A 16259-nucleotide genomic window follows, 5' to 3' on the forward strand; every position below is an offset into this window, starting at 1 on the left:
CGCGCGGCGGAGCCGCTGTCCGGTGCGGCGTCCCCCGGGACACAGCACGTCAGGGTCCCCCGCCTGCCTCGTACTCCCCCGACGCTACCGCGAGGAGCCTGGCGGCCTTCAGCTCGGTCTCCCGCCACTCCCCCTCCGGGTCGGAGCCCCAGGTGATGCCCGCGCCCGTGCCGAACCGCAGAACTCCCACTTCCCGGTCGATCCAGAAAGTGCGTATGCCGACCGCGAGCTCCGCGGTGCCACGGTCGGCGTCGACCCAGCCGATGCCTCCGCAGTAGGGGCCGCGCGGCGCGGTTTCCAGGGCGTCGATGATCCGCAGGGCGCTGGACTTGGGGGCGCCGGTCACAGAGCCGGGCGGGAAGGCGGCGGAGAGGAGTTCCGGCCAGCCCGCGTCCTCGCGCAGTTCGCCGTGGACGGTGGAGACGAGGTGGACAAGGCCCGGGTGTTTCTCGACGACGCACAGGTCGGGGACGGTCACGCTGCCGGTGGCACAGACCTTGCCGATGTCGTTGCGGACCAGGTCCACGATCATCACGTTCTCGGCGTAGTCCTTCTCCAGGAGGTCCGCCTCGGTGCGTCCGGTGCCCTTGATCGGGCCCGATTCGACGGTCCGGCCCGCGCGGCGCAGGAAGAGCTCGGGGGACGCGGTGGCTATCTCCACGCCGTGGCCGGGCAGCCGAATCGTTCCGGCGTACGGCGCCGGGTTGCCGCGAGCGAGCAGGGCGGCGAGCGCGTCCACGTCGGCGTCGGGGGCGACGGGCGCGGACAGGACGCGACAGAGGTTCGCCTGATAGACCTCACCGGCTGCTATGTGCGCGCGGATACGGCGTACGCCCTCGGTGTACGCGGCGCGGTCGAGGGACGACTTCCAGTCACCGGTGGCGGGGCCCCGCCATTGCCCGGGAACCGGCGCCGGCACGGGTTCGTCCCGTATATCCCGGAAACGAGCGCAGACAAGCCGTCCCTCGAAGTCGGCGGACACGGCCCAGAAGCCGGTGGAGTCCAGAGCCGATGCGTCGCTGGTCACATCGACGAGGCCGGTCGCGATGCGGCCGCCGAAGCGAGCGAGGGGAGGGAGGTCGAGCACGCAGTCGAGTCTAGGGTGGGTGACCTGCGGGTGCCCCGGCCGTGTCCGTGGAGTGGACGTACCGCAGCACGCTGCACAAACGCGTTTTTGTGCTGGCCCCGGAATCCGCTAGAGTTCAACACGTCGCCGCGACGCGCAAGCCGAGCGGAAACGACAAGCGGACGTAGCTCAGTTGGTAGAGCGCAACCTTGCCAAGGTTGAGGTCGCCAGTTCGAACCTGGTCGTCCGCTCGCAGGACGTGGGGGCTCTTCCTGATCCCCCGCACTCCTGGTGGAGTGGCCGAGAGGCGAGGCAACGGCCTGCAAAGCCGTCTACACGGGTTCAAATCCCGTCTCCACCTCCAAGGACGATTAGCTCAGCGGGAGAGCGCTTCCCTGACACGGAAGAGGTCACTGGTTCAATCCCAGTATCGTCCACTGGTCCGCAAGGACTCGGTCCGCGAGGATCCCCGCGCGATTAGCTCAGCGGGAGAGCGCTTCCCTGACACGGAAGAGGTCACTGGTTCAATCCCAGTATCGCGCACGCAGCACCAGCAGCAGGCGTGGCTCAGGCCGCGTGACCCGCGCGATTAGCTCAGCGGGAGAGCGCTTCCCTGACACGGAAGAGGTCACTGGTTCAATCCCAGTATCGCGCACCAGCCGAAACCCCCAACCGTCTCGTACGGCTGGGGGTTTCGTCGTCCCGGGGTCCTCGATGGCCCCGGAGACCTCAGGACGAGAAGAGCATGCGGCCGAAACTCTTCTGGCGGTGATGCCCGCCGTAGTGACCGCCGTGGCCTCCGTGACCACCATGCTGCGGGGCTCCCCAGGCCGGCGCGGGCGCGCCCTGGTACGGGCCGGGCTGCGGCGGCGGCGCGGGCTGAGACCACTGGGACTCCATGCGGGTCAGCGACTCAAGCTCGCCGTAGTCGAGAAAGATCCCGCGGCACCCGCTGCACTGCTCGATCTGGACACCATTGCGGTTGTACGTGTGCATCGGCGCATGGCACTTCGGACACTGCATGCTCGGCTCAACTCCTCGCCGTCGGTACTGCTTCCGCCAGGACAGACACTGCCCGGCTTCGGTCGGTTGCACCCTACTTCGCGAAATCGTGCGCCAACTCGGGCGGAGCGCCGCTCATTCGGTCACACGCGTCGACAACGGCCTGCTCCACCTCGTCCAACGGCCGGTCCTCCGCGGCCGACTTGGCGATCGCCAGCGCCGCCGTCTGCACGGTGAGAGCGCGGGCAGCGACGTCCAGTGCGGGCCAGGGGTCGCCGTGGGCGGGGACGGCCGGGCCGCCCGCGAGCCGGTAGGCGGTCAGAAAGCGGGTCCAATCCTCGGGCGGCAGCAGGCCACAGGCGTACCAGGCGGCCGGGCGTGCCAGGTCCCAGGCCGGGACGCCCACGCCGAGGTCGTCCACGTCGATGAGGAGCCATGGCCCGGTCGCCTCGGGGTGGCGTACGAGCTGGCCGAGGTGGAGGTCGCCGTGGCAGAGGGTGGTCACGTCCGGCATGGGGGCTTCCGCGCGGGCCCAGGCCGGGAGGGCGGCCCAGGCACGCAGGACCGGGACGGCCGCCGGCTGCGGGCCCACCGCCCCGAGCCGGGCGATCGCGCGGGCCGCCTTCGCCGGGCCTCGCATGGTCGGCAGCCCGTCCGGCGCGGGCGCCCGGTGCAGGCGGGCCAGCAGCGTGGCGGCGGCCTCCCACGGTGCCGCTTCGGGTTTCTCCGGGTCGACGGGGGTGCCGTACGGCCAGAAGGTCACCAGCCGGCCGTGGAGGTCGGCGGGCACCGGGCGGAGTGGTGCGAGGAGGGTGCCTGCGAGGAGGGGGTCCGCGGCGACGGCCAGGCGGCGGGCGAGCTCCCCCGGGTCCGTGCCGGGCGCGTGCGCCTTGGCGACGGTGTCGCCGTGGCGGACGACGGTTCCGTCCTGACGGTCGGCGAGGACGGTGTCGGGGTGCGCACAGACACGCTCCGCGTGGGCCGTGCCCCGTGCCTTGGCGGTCAGAGCTGGCAGCACGTCTGCGGTCACGAGTCCCCCTGAAGTGCTTACGGTTTCCTGCGAGCGTACGCACGCACCGAAGGCTCTGAACCGCAACCATCAATTGAGCAACCCCAACGGCGAGCAACCACGTCCGCGAAAGCGGTGCCGGTTTAGGCACAAAAAACGGCAATGCCCGCGCAGCTCCCCAGCTGCGCGGGCATTTTCTGCCGTCCGCCGCACCCCCGTCCCCACGGGGTTTCATGGCCGGATGTCCCCGCCCGGACCGCTCTTCCGGGCCTGGGGCGCCGCTCAGCGCCCCAGCATCACGCCCACGGACGACGCTTGTGTGACCACTGCTTCCCAGCCGCCGAAGAGGACTACGAGCAGGGCCGCCAGGGGGAGGACCATCGCTGTCGCCACCAATGGGTGGCGCCGGCCCTGGCGGCGGGTGCCGAACGCGGCGGCGTATGCCTTGCGTCCCTGCGTGCGGATCACTGTCCGCGATGCCGTGTGGGCCATGGTCCTCTCCTGACCGAGCTTCTGTTGTGGTTGGCAGCGGCGAGTGTCTGACCTCGGGGGACGAGTGCTGCACCCGCCGCTTGACAACAAATCTAGGTGTGCGACGCCGATGGGTCGTCATGCCCTCGTACCGATTGGCGGGCCTCCCGGAGGATGACCGGTGACCTGGGGAGTACTCCTCTGGGTGGAGACCAGGTCCGGAGCCTCAGGGTCTTCCCGGAGGGGGTGTCCGGTCTGCCCTCGGCTATCCCGACTGTTCCGAGCTGTCCTCCCGGGGGACCGGCTGCTCCACCAGCGCCAGCACCCGGGTCGCCATGAAGCGCGCGGTACGCACCACTGATCCGCTTCGGGTGACTTCGCTCACTTCTACGACACCTCGGCGTACTGCGGTCTCCACCCTGCGGCCCGCCCTGCTGGCCACCACCTCGTACGTACGTGTCGTGTCCCCGGCGTCCACGACTATCTCCACTCGGTCACCCTTCACGGGCTCAATCCCCCTTCTGCGACGGATGGTTGGGCTCACAGCCAGTCCAAAGCCGTACTGTTCACACGCTCCCTGACCACCTTTCAAGTTTCCCACCCGGCACTGACAATCGATCGGGCCGAGAGGGCGCGGCCTCTGCGCGCCACCGGCCGCGTAAACGTAAGCTGTGGCTCGTCAAACGGACCGGGCAGCGGGGATGGACATGGCGATGATGCGCCTGAGGCGCGAGGACCCGCGTGTCGTCGGCTCGTTCAGGCTTCACAGACGGCTCGGCGCGGGTGGTATGGGCGTGGTCTACCTGGGCTCCGACCGCCGCGGGCAGCGGGTCGCGTTGAAAGTGATCCGCCCGGATCTGGCGGAGGATCAGGAGTTCCGGTCGCGGTTCGCGCGCGAGGTCAGCGCCGCGCGGCGGATTCGCGGCGGGTGCACGGCGCGGCTCGTGGCGGCGGATCTGGAGGCGGACCGGCCCTGGTTCGCCACGCAGTACGTTCCGGGGCCCTCCCTGCACGACAAGGTCGCCGACGACGGGCCGATGGCCGCCGTCGACGTGGCCTCCGTGGGTGCCGCTCTCTCCGAGGGGCTCGTCGCGGTGCACGAGGCCGGTGTCGTACACCGGGATCTCAAGCCGTCCAACATCCTGCTGTCCCCGAAGGGGCCGCGGATCATCGACTTCGGGATCGCCTGGGCCACGGGGGCCAGCACCCTCACGCACGTCGGTACGGCTGTCGGCTCGCCGGGCTTCCTCGCGCCCGAGCAGGTGCGCGGGGCCGCCGTCACTCCGGCTACGGACGTCTTCGCACTCGGTGCCACACTCGCCTACGCGGCGACCCAGGACTCTCCCTTCGGGCACGGCAGTTCCGAGGTGATGCTCTACAGGGTCGTGCACGAGGAACCCCAACTGCACGGCGTTCCGGACGCGCTGGCCCCTCTCGTACGGGCATGTCTGGCGAAGGACCCGGAGGAGCGGCCCAGCACGCTCCAACTGTCCCTGCGGCTCAAGGAGATCGCCGCCCGCGAGGCACAGGGGATGGCCGATGTGCGTCCGCCCCCGCCACGCACCGATCCCGACCGGCCGACGGGACGGCTCGCCGAGCAGTACGCCGAGCAGCGCACCCAGCGACGTCCGCAGGGCACTCCCCCGCCGCGGACGGGCGGAACGATCGGCGGTGGCGGTGGCGGTGGCGGTGGCGGTGGCGGCCCACGGTCGGGGGCGCGTCCCGCTCCCCCGCGGAGCACCGGTCGCTCGGGCAGCAGGCCCGCGCCCCGCAGCGGTACCGGGCGTCCGGGACCCCGCACCACGGGTACGGGCCGGCGGCCCGCCAACCCCCGCCTGTTGCGTCAGCGGCTCTTCGTCTTCGTCGTCGTGACGTTGCTGGTGGCGCTGGGGATCGCGGCGGCGCAGGGGTGTCAGGGTCCGGCGCGCAGCCTCGAAGACGACGGTGGCGTACGGGAGGTCGTACGGCAAGGGCAGTCGTTCGAGCCGCTGCCCGCGGGGGATCTGATGCAGCAGCAGTACCGGAGTGAGCTTCAGCAGGACGGGTAAGGCCTGTCGTACGGGATCGGACTGGTCGACCGGCTCTAGCTAGAGCTGCGGGCGGCCCGTCGCCACCGCGTAGAAGGCGACGGCTGCCGCCGCGCCCACGTTGAGCGAGTCGACGCCGTGGCCCATCGGGATGCGGACCCACTCGTCCGCCGCCATCAAGGCCTTCGTGGAGAGGCCGTCGCCCTCCGCGCCGAGCATCAAGGCGACCCGGTCCATGCGGTGCGGGGCCGCCTCGTCGAGGGACATCGCCTTCTCGTCGGGGGTGAGGGCGAGAAGGCTGAAGCCTGCGTCGCGGACCGACTCCAGGCTCTTGGGCCAGGAGCCGAGACGGGCGTACGGGACCGAGAAGACGGCGCCCATGGAGACCTTCACACTGCGGCGGTACAGCGGGTCGGCGCAGTCCGGGGAGAGCAGGACCGCGTCCATGCCGAGGGCGGCGGCGGAGCGGAAGATCGCACCGATGTTGGTGTGGTCGTTGACCGACTCCATGACGACCACGCGGCGCGCGGTCTGCAGGAGTTCGTCCGCGATCGGCAGCGGTTTGCGCTGCATCGAGGCGAGTGCTCCGCGGTGTACGTGGTAGCCGGTGACCTGTTCGGCGAGCTCCGGGCTCACCGCGTACACCGGGGCCGGAAGCTCGTCGATGACGTCGCGCATGACGTCGACCCACTTGGCGGAGAGCAGCATCGAGCGCATCTCGTACCCGGCGTCCTTGGCGCGTCTGATGACTTTCTCGCCCTCGGCGATGAACAAGCCCTCGGCGGGTTCACGCTTGCGGCGCAGCTCCACGTCGGTCAGACCCGTGTAGTCGCTCAGACGCGGGTCGGCGGGGTCCTCGACGGTGATGAGATCGGCCACAGGGTGATACTGCCTTGTCCTGGTTGCGGTGCCAACGGCTGGGAAGCTGTTGTGTTACCGGGGGTTACTGCCGGGGGTTCCCGGGCTCTGCGGATCGGGTTGCCTATGGGGGTTCCCTGGGGCTATGGCGTGGAGTTCCCCGGGCCGACGTTCACGACCTCGCCGATGACGATGACCGCGGGGGGCTTCACGTCCTGCGCGCGGACGGTTTCCGCGACCGTCTCCAGGGTCGCGTCGACGCGGCGCTGCGCTGCCGTCGTACCTTCCTGGACCAGGGCGACGGGTGTGTCGGCCGCCTTGCCGTTGTCCATGAGCGTGCGGGCGATGGCGCCGATCTTGTCGACGCCCATGAGCACGACGAGTGTGCCGCGCAGTTTGGCGAGCGACTGCCAGTCGACCAGGGAGCGTTCGTCGTCAGGGGCCACGTGGCCGCTGACGACGGTGAACTCGTGGGCGACCCCGCGGTGTGTGACCGCAATGCCCGCGGCGCCCGGCACCGAGATCGAGCTCGAGATACCGGGGACCACCGTGCACGCGATGCCCGCTTCGGCGAGGGCCTGGGCCTCCTCCATGCCGCGGCCGAAGACGAAGGGGTCGCCGCCCTTCAGCCGTACGACCGACTTGCCCTGCTTGGCGTGCTCGATCAGCGCGTTGTTGATGGCCTCCTGGGCCATGAAACGGCCGTACGGGATCTTCGCCGCGTCGATCACCTCGACATGCGGCGGGAGTTCGGCGAGCAGGTCGCGAGGGCCGAGTCGGTCGGCGATGACCACGTCCGCCTCGGCGAGGAGACGGCGTCCGCGGACCGTGATCAGGTCCGGGTCGCCGGGGCCGCCGCCGACGAGGGCGACACCGGGAGTGCGGGTGCGGTGATGCGGAGCCACGAGGGTGCCGTCGCGGAGGCCCTCCACCACCGCGTCGCGGATCGCGGCGGTGCGGCGGGGGTCGCGGCCGCGGGCGTCCGTCGTGAGGACCGCGACGGTGACGCCCTCGCTGTGGCCCGTGGCCGGGGTCCACGCCGTCGCCGCGTCGGCGTCGTCCGAGCGGACGCACCAGACGCGGTGGCGTTCCGCTTCGGCGGAGGCGTCGGCGTTCGCCTTCTGGTCACGGGTGGCGATCAGCGCGTACCAGGCGTCCGCCAGATCACCGTCCTCGTACGGACGCTTCGTCCAGGTGATCTCGCCCGCGTCCGCCATCGCTTCCACGGAGGGGGTGGCCTCCGGGGATACGAGGTGGACGTCCGCGCCCGCGGCGATGAGCGCCGGGAGACGGCGTTGGGCGACCTGGCCGCCGCCGAGGACGACTACGCGGCGGCCGGCGAGGCGGAGGCCTACGGGGTAGGCGGGGTGTTCGGCCATGGCGGTGCGGCTCCTCGGACGGGGTGGGGCTTCGGTGCCTTGGGTTGGCCCCTGACGTGCGGATTTTATGCTGCGAGGGCGAGGGCGAGGGGGTCAGGGTGAGGCGGGGGTTCTTTCCCCCGTCCCGACTCTTCCCGAAACCGGGGGCTGCATCCCCGGGCCCGCATGTGCAGGTGAGTGGGCGGGCTGTGCTCACCCGTTCCGCTTCAGCGGAACGGGTGAGCACAGCCGTGACGGCTACTTCTCAGTCACCCCTGCCGAGTCGAACGTCGCCACCTCGTGCATCGCCCGCGCCGCGCTCTGCACCACCGGCAGCGCCAGCAGCGCGCCGGTGCCCTCGCCGAGGCGGAGGTCGAGGTCGACCAGCGGGCGCAGACCCAGCTTGTTCAGGGCGGCGACGTGGCCCGGCTCGGCGCTGCGGTGGCCGGCGATGCAGGCGGCCAGCACCTCGGGGGCGATGGCACGTGCCACGAGGGCCGCGGCGCCGGCGCTGACGCCGTCCAGGATCACCGGGGTACGGAGGGAGGCGCCGCCGAGGAGGAGGCCGACCATGGCCGCGTGTTCGAGGCCGCCGATGGCCGCGAGGACGCCGATGGGGTCGGCCGGGTCCGGTTGGTGGAGTTCGATGGCGCGGCGTACGACCTCGGTCTTGCGGGCGAGCGTCTCGTCGTTGATGCCGGTGCCCCGGCCGGTCACCTCTGCCGGGTCGGTGCCCGTGAAGACCGAGATGAGGGCCGCCGAGGGGGTGGTGTTGGCGATACCCATCTCACCGGTCAGCAGAGCCTTGTTGCCCGCCGCCACGAGGTCGCGGGCCGTCTCGATACCCACCTCGATGGCAGCGATGACCTCCTCGCGGGTCATCGCGGGCCCGGTCGTCATGTCGGCGGTGCCCGCGCGGACCTTGCGGGGCAGCAGGCCCGGCGTGGCCGGGAGGTCGGAGGCGACGCCCACGTCGATGACGCAGACCTCGGCGCCGACCTGGTTGGCGAAGGCGTTGCAGACCGCGCCGCCGCCGAGGAAGTTGGCCACCATCTGGGCGGTGACCTCCTGCGGCCAGTGGGTGACGCCCTGGGCGTGCACGCCGTGGTCACCGGCGAAGATCGCGACCGCGGCGGGCTCCGGGATCGGCGGCGGGCACATCCGTGACAGACCCGAGAGCTGCGCGGAGATGATCTCCAGCATGCCGAGGGCGCCGGCGGGCTTGGTCATCCGCTTCTGGCGTTCCCAGGCCTCGCCGAGCGCCTTGGCGTCCAGCGGACGGATGTTGGAGATCGTCTCGGCGAGCAGGTCGTGCGGCTCCTCGCCGGGCAGCGCGCGACGGCCGTACGTCTCCTCGTGGACGACCCAGGACAGCGGGCGGCGCTTGGACCAGCCCGACTGCATCAGTTCGGGCTCTTCCGGGAACTCGTCGACGTAGCCGACGCAGAGGTACGCGACGACCTCCAGGTGCTCGGGGAGGCCCAGCGCGCGGACCATCTCGCGCTCGTCGAAGAAGCTGACCCAGCCGACGCCGAGTCCCTCGGCGCGGGCCGCGAGCCAGAGGTTCTCGACCGCGAGGGCGGAGGAGTACGGGGCCATCTGCGGCTGCGTGTGGCGGCCCAGGGTGTGGCGGCCGCCGCGGGTCGGGTCGGCGGTGACGACGATGTTCACCGGAGTGTCGAGGATGGCCTCGATCTTGAGTTCCTTGAACTGTTTCGCGCGGCCCTTGGGCAGCGACTTCGCGTACGCCTCGCGCTGACGGGCGGCGAGTTCGTGCATCGAACGCCGGGTGTCGGCGGAACGGATGACGACGAAGTCCCAAGGCTGGGAGTGGCCTACGGACGGTGCCGTGTGGGCCGCCTCCAGGACACGGAGCAGGACGTCGTGCGGGATGGGGTCGCTGCGGAAGCCGTTGCGGATGTCGCGGCGCTCGCGCATCACCCGCAGGACGGCCTCGCGCTCCGCGTCGTCGTACCCGGGGGCCGCCGGGCCGGTGGACTCTCGTACGTCTGCCACTGCGGCCGTGCTTTCTTCCTGGTCGGCGCCCTGGGTGTCCAGATCGTCCGCTTGCTGTGCGAGTACGGTCTCCGTGGCCACCGGGAGGGGCTCCGGTACGGGGGGTGCCTGGACCTCCGCATCAGCTTCGGCCTCTGCTGCCTCTGCCTCGCGGGGCGCGGGTACGGGGGCGGCGGGCTCCGTTTCAGGGGCGGAGACAGCCGAGGTCTCCTCGGCCGGGGGCTGCTCCTCCGTGGGGAAGGGCGGCACCGTCATGGCGTGCGGCGGGGTCGGGGCGAGGTGCGGGGTCGTCGGCACCGTGCCCTCCACCGGCACGAACTGGCCGAGGGACCGGTCCGGATGGGGCTGCGCCGCGTGGGGGTCAAGAGGCGCGGGCGGGAGACCGGACGGGACTGCTCCGTCGCCGGGGGCCGGGAAGTGTTCGCCATGGGCCTGGCCCACAGCCGCGTGCGGCGCTTGCGCGTGCGCGCCCATTCCTGCCGATACGCCGTGCCGGGGCTCGGCCGCGGCCGGCTCGGCGAACGCCGGGGGCGCGTCCACGGGGAGCGCTTGCTCCTGTGCCTGGGGCAGCGGCGATGACTGCGTCAGGGCGTGGTCGGGAGTGTGCTGGACCTCCACAGGGGATCCCGTGTCCGCGAACTGGGCGGCGGGGTCCGGGAGGTGGCCGACGGAGGTGGCGAACTGGGCTGCCCGAACCGCGAACTGGGGCTCCGGAGCCGCCATCGCGTCGACCGGCTCCTCCCGGTCGGCGGGGTAACCAACCGGATGCACGACCGCGGGGTCCGTGAGCTCTGAGGGGGCCGCGAGTGCTCTGCGCGGTTTCGGCTCGGGCATGATGCTCGGCTCGGGCATGATGCTCGGCTCGGGCGTCATGTTCCGCTCGGGTGCGAGGAACTCGCCGTCCGAGGGGACCGGCGCCTGCGCGGCGAGGTGCGCGGGTGCGGCGTAGGCGTCTGCTGCGGTGTCCGTCGGCTCCGGGGCGTGGGCCGGGTGCGGGGCCCCCGGGAGGGGCGTCTCGTCCAAGTCCTGCGTGAGATGCGAGCCCAGCGATCCGTCCGGGGAGGGCACGGCTTCGGGAGCCTGGGGGGCGAAGGCGTCCGCCGTCAGCTCCGGCAGCGAGGACTCGGGGACGGGCGAGGGTGACGGAACCTCAGCGAGATCCTGGGCTCCGGAAGCCTGCGCCGACCGCGGGACCTGAACGGTTTCCGGTTCCTGAACGGTTTCCGGTTCCTGAACGGTTTCCGGTTCCTGAGAGACCTCAGCGAGCGCCTTGGGCTCAGCCGGGCCCTGGCCGTGGGAAGTCCGAGCCGCCTCGGGGACCTGAACGCCCCCCGACTCCTGCGTGTCCGCCGCGACCGTCTGGCCCTCTGCCACATCCTGCGCCGGATCATGAGGAGCATGCTCGAAAGGCGGCGTGGCCTGGGCGGATTCCACGCCCTGCACCGCCTCCGGGACGACCGTTTCTGCAGCGGCCTGGTCCGGACCCGACGGTGGGGCTCCCCACGGCATCGCACCCTGCGGCGGGATCTCGGAGAGCTGTTGCACATCGAGGTACTCGGGCCCGACGGTCGGCGGCCCGGGGTGGCGTACGGGAGTCACTGGGCTGCTGAACGCGGCTCCGGCAGCGGGGCTCACCCGCGCGCCCGCGGGGCCGCGGTCGGCGAGCGAGCGGACCGGGCTCGCGGAGCCGTCCGGGGTCGGCGGGCCGAGGTGCAGCGGGCGGCGGACCGGCGTCGGCTGCGGGGGCGGCGTGGGGTCCCGCACGGGCTCCGGCGCACGGACGGCACTGAGGTCGACCGAGCCGCTGTCCCGCCCGGCCGTCTCGTGCGGACCGGGCTCCTGCGGACGTGGTTCCTGCAGACCCGGCTCTTGCGGACCGGGTTCATGCAGGCCCGGTTCATGCGGACCTGGCTCGTGCGGGCCCGGTTCATGCGGACCCGGTTCGTGGACGAACGGCATCGGGGCCGGCGGCGGCACCTCGTTGCCCCACGCGCCCTGTGCTCCCGGGGCGCCGGGCATCAGGAGCAGGTCGTCGTCATCGGCGGGGGTCTCGGAGGGTTCGAGGAAGGTGTAGGCACCCGGCGCGAGGACGCCCGGCTGATCCACCATGCCTGCGTTCTCCGGCAGTCCCTCGCCCGGGACCTGGCCGGTGTCAGTCATGCGTACCCCTCGCCCATCGGTTAGTGCTTCCAAGTCCAGCTCGCCCGGAACGGCGCACCGACCGCCCCATGGTGAAGAACGAGCGCGCATGCCCAGCGGCACGAACGACCGGCCAAGAAAGACGACAAAGCCATTAACTGGCATTATCCCGGTCGTTCCGCCCTGGCGACAGCTTGATCCGCGAGGGCCCGCTGTGGACTGCGCCACGTTGCGCGTCCTCCGGTTCCGCCGTACCACACACACCTCAAAACGGGCGTGCTTTCCGGACATTGGCCTACGAAAGGCTGATCCCCCGAGAGCGGTACAACGATCGGCCAGCCTACCGCGCGCAGTACGACAACAGGATCACAGGGCGCGATCGATGCGATCGGGCAGACGGCCTGTGAGCAGGAACGCGACGCTCCGTTCCGTCTCCGTCCAGGCCTTTGTGTCGAGTTCGACGGACTGGATGAGGGCGCACTCCACCTGGTAGCCGTGCTCCGTCAGGTGCCTGCCGATGAGTTCGGCGGCGTCGCGGGTCGAGGCGTGCGTGACGATGCACTGCGGCCGGCGGTCGGCGACCGCGGAAACCACTGCGACTCCGCCGCCCCCGACCCGTACGACGTCGGGTTCGGGCAGGTCCTCAAGGACGTGCGGTGCGGCGCCGTGCACGATCTGCATCTGGACGCCGAAACGGCGCGCGGAATCCTCGGTGCGGGCGCAGGAGCCGGGGTTCTGGTCGACCGCGATGACGGCGGCGCCGGTGCGGGCCGCCTCGGTGGCGAAGGCGCCGCTGCCGGAACCGATGTCCCAGACGAGGTCTCCGACGCGCGGCCCCAGGCGGGCGAGTTGGGCGGCGCGCAGCAGATCCGACTCACCTTCACCGAGTGCGCCGCCGTACGCCTTCGCGGGGAGCGCCCAGCCTCGCGGTCCCGCGGCCGGCTCGGGGCCCGCGATCCAGCTGCCGCCCTCCGCCGCGGCCACGAAGCCGCCGATGACGATGACGACGTTGGGATCGCGCCAGGTGTGGTCGGCCGCCTTGTCGGAGGTGAGGATCGTGACCTGTTCGTTCGCGGTGCCGAGTTCCTCGCAGATGACGAAGGTCCGGTGTACTCCGTCCATGAGGAGGCCGAGTTCGGCGGGGCCCGCGCCGGGTGAAGTGAGAACGGCGACCTTGGTGTGTGCGCGACATACGTTCACTGCGCGCCTCAGGGTGCGGGCATGTGCGACGACCACGTGTGCGTCGTCCCAGGGCATTCCGGCGCGGGCGAACGCGGTGGCCACCGAGGAGACGGCGGGGACGACTTCGACCTCCAGGCCGAACTCGGGGCCCCGCAGGGTGCGGACGACGCCGAAGAAGCCGGGGTCCCCGTCGGCGAGGACGACGGCGCTGCCCCGGTGGCCCGCGATCCGGCGGGCGGCGAGGGCGACGCTGCCGAGGCGTATGCGTTCGGCGGTCGGGGGCACCTCGGGAAGCGCGAGGTGATGGGCCGTGCCGGCCACCAGGGTGGCGGCGGCGAGAGCTGAGCGCGCCGCGGCGGTCAGTGGCGAGCCGTCCCAGCCGATCACCGTGACCCGATCGGCCATCGTCGTCAGTCTCCAGAAAGGTTTTCGCAGGTCTTCAGGCAGGCCCTTGAGCGGGCTCCGTGAGAGTACCTGGTACCGCCGGGCAGCGCCCGAGGGGCTCCGGAGGGTGGCCGCGGTCCCGCGGATGCCGTACCGGGACGGATGGGTCCAGGTCCGCCTCCGGGGACTTCCCCGGTTTCCCTTCGCGGGCTCCCCGGGGTCAGTTCCAGTCGGAGAACGACGTGAAACCGCTGTCGGCGAACTGTTCGCCCACGCCGTCGAGGTCCTCCGGCAGCAGGCTCCACACGATGTAGTCGGTGCGTACGTCGGTCCACTCGCCGCCCTCGGTACGGGTGCGCGCTATGCAGGCGCCCCGCAGGACGCCCTCGCTGATGCAGCCGATCTTCTGGGCCACCTGCTGCGAAGCGGTGTTGTCGGCGGCCGTACGCAGTTCGATGCGCTCGAACTTCTGCTCGCGGAAGAGCCATTGGGCGGTGGCGAGCGCGGCCTCGGAGGCATAGCCCTCGCCGCGGGCCCAGGGGGCGATGATGTACGACAGTTCGGTGGACCGCACGTGCCAGTTCGTCTTGGCGAGCTGGATGATGCCGACCAGGCGCTGGGTGAGGAACTCGGTGACGGCGAGGTCGAGTCCGCGGCCCGCCCGGCGTTCGGTGGGCGCGTAGTCGGCGATCCAGGAGCGGGCACCGTCCTCGGTGAAGGGCTGCGGCACCGCGGTCCAGGCCGCGACCATCTCGTCGTTCATCATCTCGGTCAGAGCGGCGACGTCGTCGTCCTCGAGCGCGCGCAGTACCAACCGCTCCGTGCTGATGGAGATGTCGGGGAAGGTGCTCGTCATGCGCCGCTCCGTAACCTTCGGGAACCTCGGGCCCGAGTAACAACCGGGCCCGCTGAACTGCCCAGCATGCAGCATGAAACCACCGTGACGCACCACGGGGGTCCACCCCGGGTGATGGAGTGGACCCCCTGCGGTGACGAAGGCCGTCAGCCGGAAGTGACCGGCAGGACCGAGCCCTTGTACTTGTCCTCGATGAACTTCCTGACCTCCGGCGAGGTCAGGAGCTCGGCGAGCTTCTTGACCCGCGGATCGTCCTCGTTGCCCTTCTTGACCGCCAGGAGGTTCGCGTAGGGGTTGTCCTTCGCGGACTCCAGGAGGATCGCGTCGGTGGCGGGGCTGAGCCCCGCGTCCTGGGCGTAGTTGTTGTTGATCACCGCCACGGCGACGTCGTCGAGCGAGCGCGGCAGTTGGGCGGGCTCCAGTTCCTTGAACGTCAGGTGCTTCGGGTTGGCCGTGATGTCCTCGGGGGACGCGGTCGTACCGGCACCATCCTTGAGCGTGATGACTCCCTTGGAGGCAAGGAGCTTGAGGGCGCGCCCCTCGTTGGTGACGTCGTTGGGCACCGCGACGGTGGCTCCGTCGGCGAGCTCGGTGACGTCCTCGACCTTCTTCGAGTACACGCCCATGGGCGGCAGGTAGGCCTTGACGACCGACACCAGGTCCGTCCCCTTGGACTTGTTGAAGTCGTCGAGGTAGGGCTGGTTCTGGTAGAGGTTCGCGTCGAGCGAGCCCTCCTGGAGCGCCGTGTTCGGCAGGACGTAGTCCGTGAACTCGGTGATCTCCAGATCGAGTCCGGCCTTCTCGGCCAGGTCCTTCTTTATGTACGACAGGACCTCTCCTGCCGGTACGGCGGTGGCACCGACGACCAGGGCGTCGTCGGTGCCTCCGCCGGAGTCCGAGCCCGAACCGCAGGCGGCCAGTCCGAGGCCGAGGGCGATCGTGGCGGACACCGCGGATATGAGGTGCTTACGCATGGGGAACGCTCCTGAGGACAGCGGGATCAGAACGACGGGATGACGGAGCCCTGGTACTTGTCCTCGATGAACTTCTTGACCTCGGGCGAGGTGAGGAGCTCTGCGAGCTTCTTGACGCGCGGGTCGTCCTCGTTGCCCTGCTTCACCGCAAGGAAATTGCCGTACGGGTTGTCCTTCGCGGACTCCAGGACGAGGGCGTCCTCGGCGGGCGAGAGGTCGGCCTCGATGGCGTAGTTGCCGTTGATCACCGCGGCGTCGACATCCTCGAGGGAGCGCGGGGTCTGGGCCGCCTCCAGCTCCTTGAACTTGAGGTCCTTCGGGTTCTTGGTGATGTCCGAGGGGGTCGCTTCGTTGCCCACGCCGTCCTTGAGCGTGATGATCCCGTTGGCGGCGAGCAGCTTCAGCGCGCGCGCCTCGTTGACGCTGTCGTTCGGAACGGCGATCGTCGCGCCGCTCTTCAGGTCGTCGGCGCTCTTGACCTTGCTGGAGTAGAGGCCGAGCGGCTCCAGGTGCACCGTGACGACGGGCACGATGTGGGTGCCGTTCTTCTTGTTGAAGTCGTCGAGGTAGGGCTGGTTCTGGAAGTAGTTGGCGCCCACGGACCCGTCCTCGGTCGCCGTGTTCGGCGTGACGTAGTCGGTGAACTCCCTGACCTCCAGGTCGAGTCCCGCCTTCTTCGCCAGGTTGTCCTTGACGTAGTCGAGGATCTCCGCGTGCGGGACCGGGCTGGCGGCGACCACCAGCGGACCGCTGGTGTCGGAGGCCGAGTCGCTCTCCGAACCACAGGCGGTGAGACCCAGGGTGAGGGCTCCGGCTGCGAGGACGGCAGTGCTGAGCTTTGTGGCGTTACGCACGAAAAGTGCCTTTCCATGTGGGTGTAGCTGTCCCCGTGATGGGTGATACGGGGAAATCTGCGG

At 70.7% G+C, this 16259-nt stretch carries 13 protein-coding genes and 5 tRNA genes; 6 read left to right on the forward strand and 12 right to left on the reverse strand.

The features are described 5' to 3' along the window. Window positions 1–49: 49 nt before the first annotated feature. On the reverse strand, window positions 50–1087 hold the full coding sequence (locus tag ACFYPC_RS22850) for a chorismate-binding protein (RefSeq protein WP_388679133.1): 1038 nt from the start codon (window positions 1085–1087) through the stop codon (window positions 50–52). A 157-nt stretch (window positions 1088–1244) separates the two neighbouring features. Here ACFYPC_RS22850 and ACFYPC_RS22855 point away from each other — a divergent pair. From ACFYPC_RS22855 to ACFYPC_RS22875, 5 genes are all read left to right on the forward strand, one after another. After that, a tRNA-Gly gene (locus tag ACFYPC_RS22855) sits at window positions 1245–1317 on the forward strand. Window positions 1318–1356: 39 nt separating this feature from the next. After that, window positions 1357–1430 (forward strand) — tRNA-Cys (locus tag ACFYPC_RS22860). A 1-nt stretch (window position 1431) separates the two neighbouring features. Then, window positions 1432–1503, forward strand: a tRNA-Val gene (locus ACFYPC_RS22865). A 34-nt stretch (window positions 1504–1537) separates the two neighbouring features. After that, window positions 1538–1609: transfer RNA gene (locus tag ACFYPC_RS22870), tRNA-Val, on the forward strand. Between the two features lie 40 nt (window positions 1610–1649). Beyond that, window positions 1650–1724: transfer RNA gene (locus ACFYPC_RS22875), tRNA-Val, on the forward strand. A gap of 71 nt (window positions 1725–1795) precedes the next feature. Here ACFYPC_RS22875 and ACFYPC_RS22880 read toward each other — a convergent pair. From ACFYPC_RS22880 to ACFYPC_RS22895, 4 genes are all read right to left on the reverse strand, one after another. After that, on the reverse strand, window positions 1796–2089 hold the full coding sequence (locus tag ACFYPC_RS22880) for a zf-TFIIB domain-containing protein (protein ID WP_388679136.1): 294 nt from the start codon (window positions 2087–2089) through the stop codon (window positions 1796–1798). A gap of 73 nt (window positions 2090–2162) precedes the next feature. After that, window positions 2163–3098, reverse strand: coding sequence for a phosphotransferase family protein (locus tag ACFYPC_RS22885; protein WP_388679139.1), 936 nt, complete (start codon window positions 3096–3098; stop codon window positions 2163–2165). 261 nt (window positions 3099–3359) lie between these two features. Next, entirely contained in the window at window positions 3360–3569 is a 210-nt protein-coding gene (locus ACFYPC_RS22890) for a hypothetical protein (protein WP_388679142.1), read from the reverse strand. 244 nt (window positions 3570–3813) lie between these two features. After that, on the reverse strand, window positions 3814–4053 hold the full coding sequence (locus ACFYPC_RS22895; protein WP_266824867.1) for a hypothetical protein: 240 nt from the start codon (window positions 4051–4053) through the stop codon (window positions 3814–3816). 196 nt (window positions 4054–4249) lie between these two features. Between ACFYPC_RS22895 and ACFYPC_RS22900 the strand changes: the two genes are divergently transcribed. After that, complete coding sequence (locus ACFYPC_RS22900; RefSeq protein WP_388679475.1) at window positions 4250–5596, forward strand: serine/threonine-protein kinase; 1347 nt, start codon at window positions 4250–4252, stop codon at window positions 5594–5596. A 39-nt stretch (window positions 5597–5635) separates the two neighbouring features. On the opposite strand, the gene ACFYPC_RS22905 is transcribed toward ACFYPC_RS22900, so the two are convergent. The 7 genes from ACFYPC_RS22905 to ACFYPC_RS22935 all read right to left on the reverse strand — a co-directional run bounded on the left by ACFYPC_RS22905 (window position 5636) and on the right by ACFYPC_RS22935 (window position 16196). Continuing rightward, window positions 5636–6454: a TrmH family RNA methyltransferase gene (locus tag ACFYPC_RS22905; protein ID WP_388679144.1), complete on the reverse strand. Its 819-nt coding sequence runs from the start codon at window positions 6452–6454 to the stop codon at window positions 5636–5638. Between the two features lie 122 nt (window positions 6455–6576). Beyond that, the gene (gene cobA, locus ACFYPC_RS22910; protein WP_388679147.1) at window positions 6577–7812 is read right to left on the reverse strand and encodes a uroporphyrinogen-III C-methyltransferase; all 1236 of its coding nucleotides are present in this window, start codon (window positions 7810–7812) and stop codon (window positions 6577–6579) included. Between the two features lie 237 nt (window positions 7813–8049). Further along, a complete protein-coding gene (gene cobT, locus ACFYPC_RS22915) occupies window positions 8050–11967 on the reverse strand; it encodes a nicotinate-nucleotide--dimethylbenzimidazole phosphoribosyltransferase (RefSeq protein WP_388679150.1) in 3918 nt (1305 codons plus the stop codon). A 345-nt stretch (window positions 11968–12312) separates the two neighbouring features. Then, window positions 12313–13533 (reverse strand): precorrin-6y C5,15-methyltransferase (decarboxylating) subunit CbiE, encoded by a 1221-nt coding sequence (cbiE, locus tag ACFYPC_RS22920; RefSeq protein WP_388679153.1) that lies wholly within the window; start codon window positions 13531–13533, stop codon window positions 12313–12315. A 199-nt stretch (window positions 13534–13732) separates the two neighbouring features. Continuing rightward, on the reverse strand, window positions 13733–14368 hold the full coding sequence (locus ACFYPC_RS22925) for a GNAT family N-acetyltransferase (RefSeq protein ID WP_388679155.1): 636 nt from the start codon (window positions 14366–14368) through the stop codon (window positions 13733–13735). Between the two features lie 146 nt (window positions 14369–14514). After that, window positions 14515–15342 (reverse strand): MetQ/NlpA family ABC transporter substrate-binding protein, encoded by an 828-nt coding sequence (locus ACFYPC_RS22930; RefSeq protein ID WP_388679157.1) that lies wholly within the window; start codon window positions 15340–15342, stop codon window positions 14515–14517. A gap of 26 nt (window positions 15343–15368) precedes the next feature. Further along, window positions 15369–16196, reverse strand: a complete 828-nt coding sequence (locus ACFYPC_RS22935; protein WP_388679160.1) for a MetQ/NlpA family ABC transporter substrate-binding protein — start codon at window positions 16194–16196, stop codon at window positions 15369–15371. Window positions 16197–16259: the final 63 nt, after the last annotated feature.

Source organism: Streptomyces sp. NPDC005808, from assembly GCF_042871385.1.
GTDB lineage: Bacteria > Actinomycetota > Actinomycetes > Streptomycetales > Streptomycetaceae > Streptomyces.

Bases quoted from the DNA above. Each gene is read 5' to 3' on its own strand.
- cobT (WP_388679150.1), bottom strand. From the start codon at position 11,967: ATGACTGACACCGGCCAGGTCCCGGGCGAGGGACTGCCGGAGAACGCA.
- ACFYPC_RS22880 (WP_388679136.1), bottom strand. From the start codon at position 2,089: ATGCAGTGTCCGAAGTGCCATGCGCCGATGCACACGTACAACCGCAAT.
- cbiE (WP_388679153.1), bottom strand. From the start codon at position 13,533: ATGGCCGATCGGGTCACGGTGATCGGCTGGGACGGCTCGCCACTGACC.
- ACFYPC_RS22890 (WP_388679142.1), bottom strand. From the start codon at position 3,569: ATGGCCCACACGGCATCGCGGACAGTGATCCGCACGCAGGGACGCAAG.
- ACFYPC_RS22930 (WP_388679157.1), bottom strand. From the start codon at position 15,342: ATGCGTAAGCACCTCATATCCGCGGTGTCCGCCACGATCGCCCTCGGC.
- cobA (WP_388679147.1), bottom strand. From the start codon at position 7,812: ATGGCCGAACACCCCGCCTACCCCGTAGGCCTCCGCCTCGCCGGCCGC.
- ACFYPC_RS22900 (WP_388679475.1), top strand. From the start codon at position 4,250: ATGGACATGGCGATGATGCGCCTGAGGCGCGAGGACCCGCGTGTCGTC.
- ACFYPC_RS22925 (WP_388679155.1), bottom strand. From the start codon at position 14,368: ATGACGAGCACCTTCCCCGACATCTCCATCAGCACGGAGCGGTTGGTA.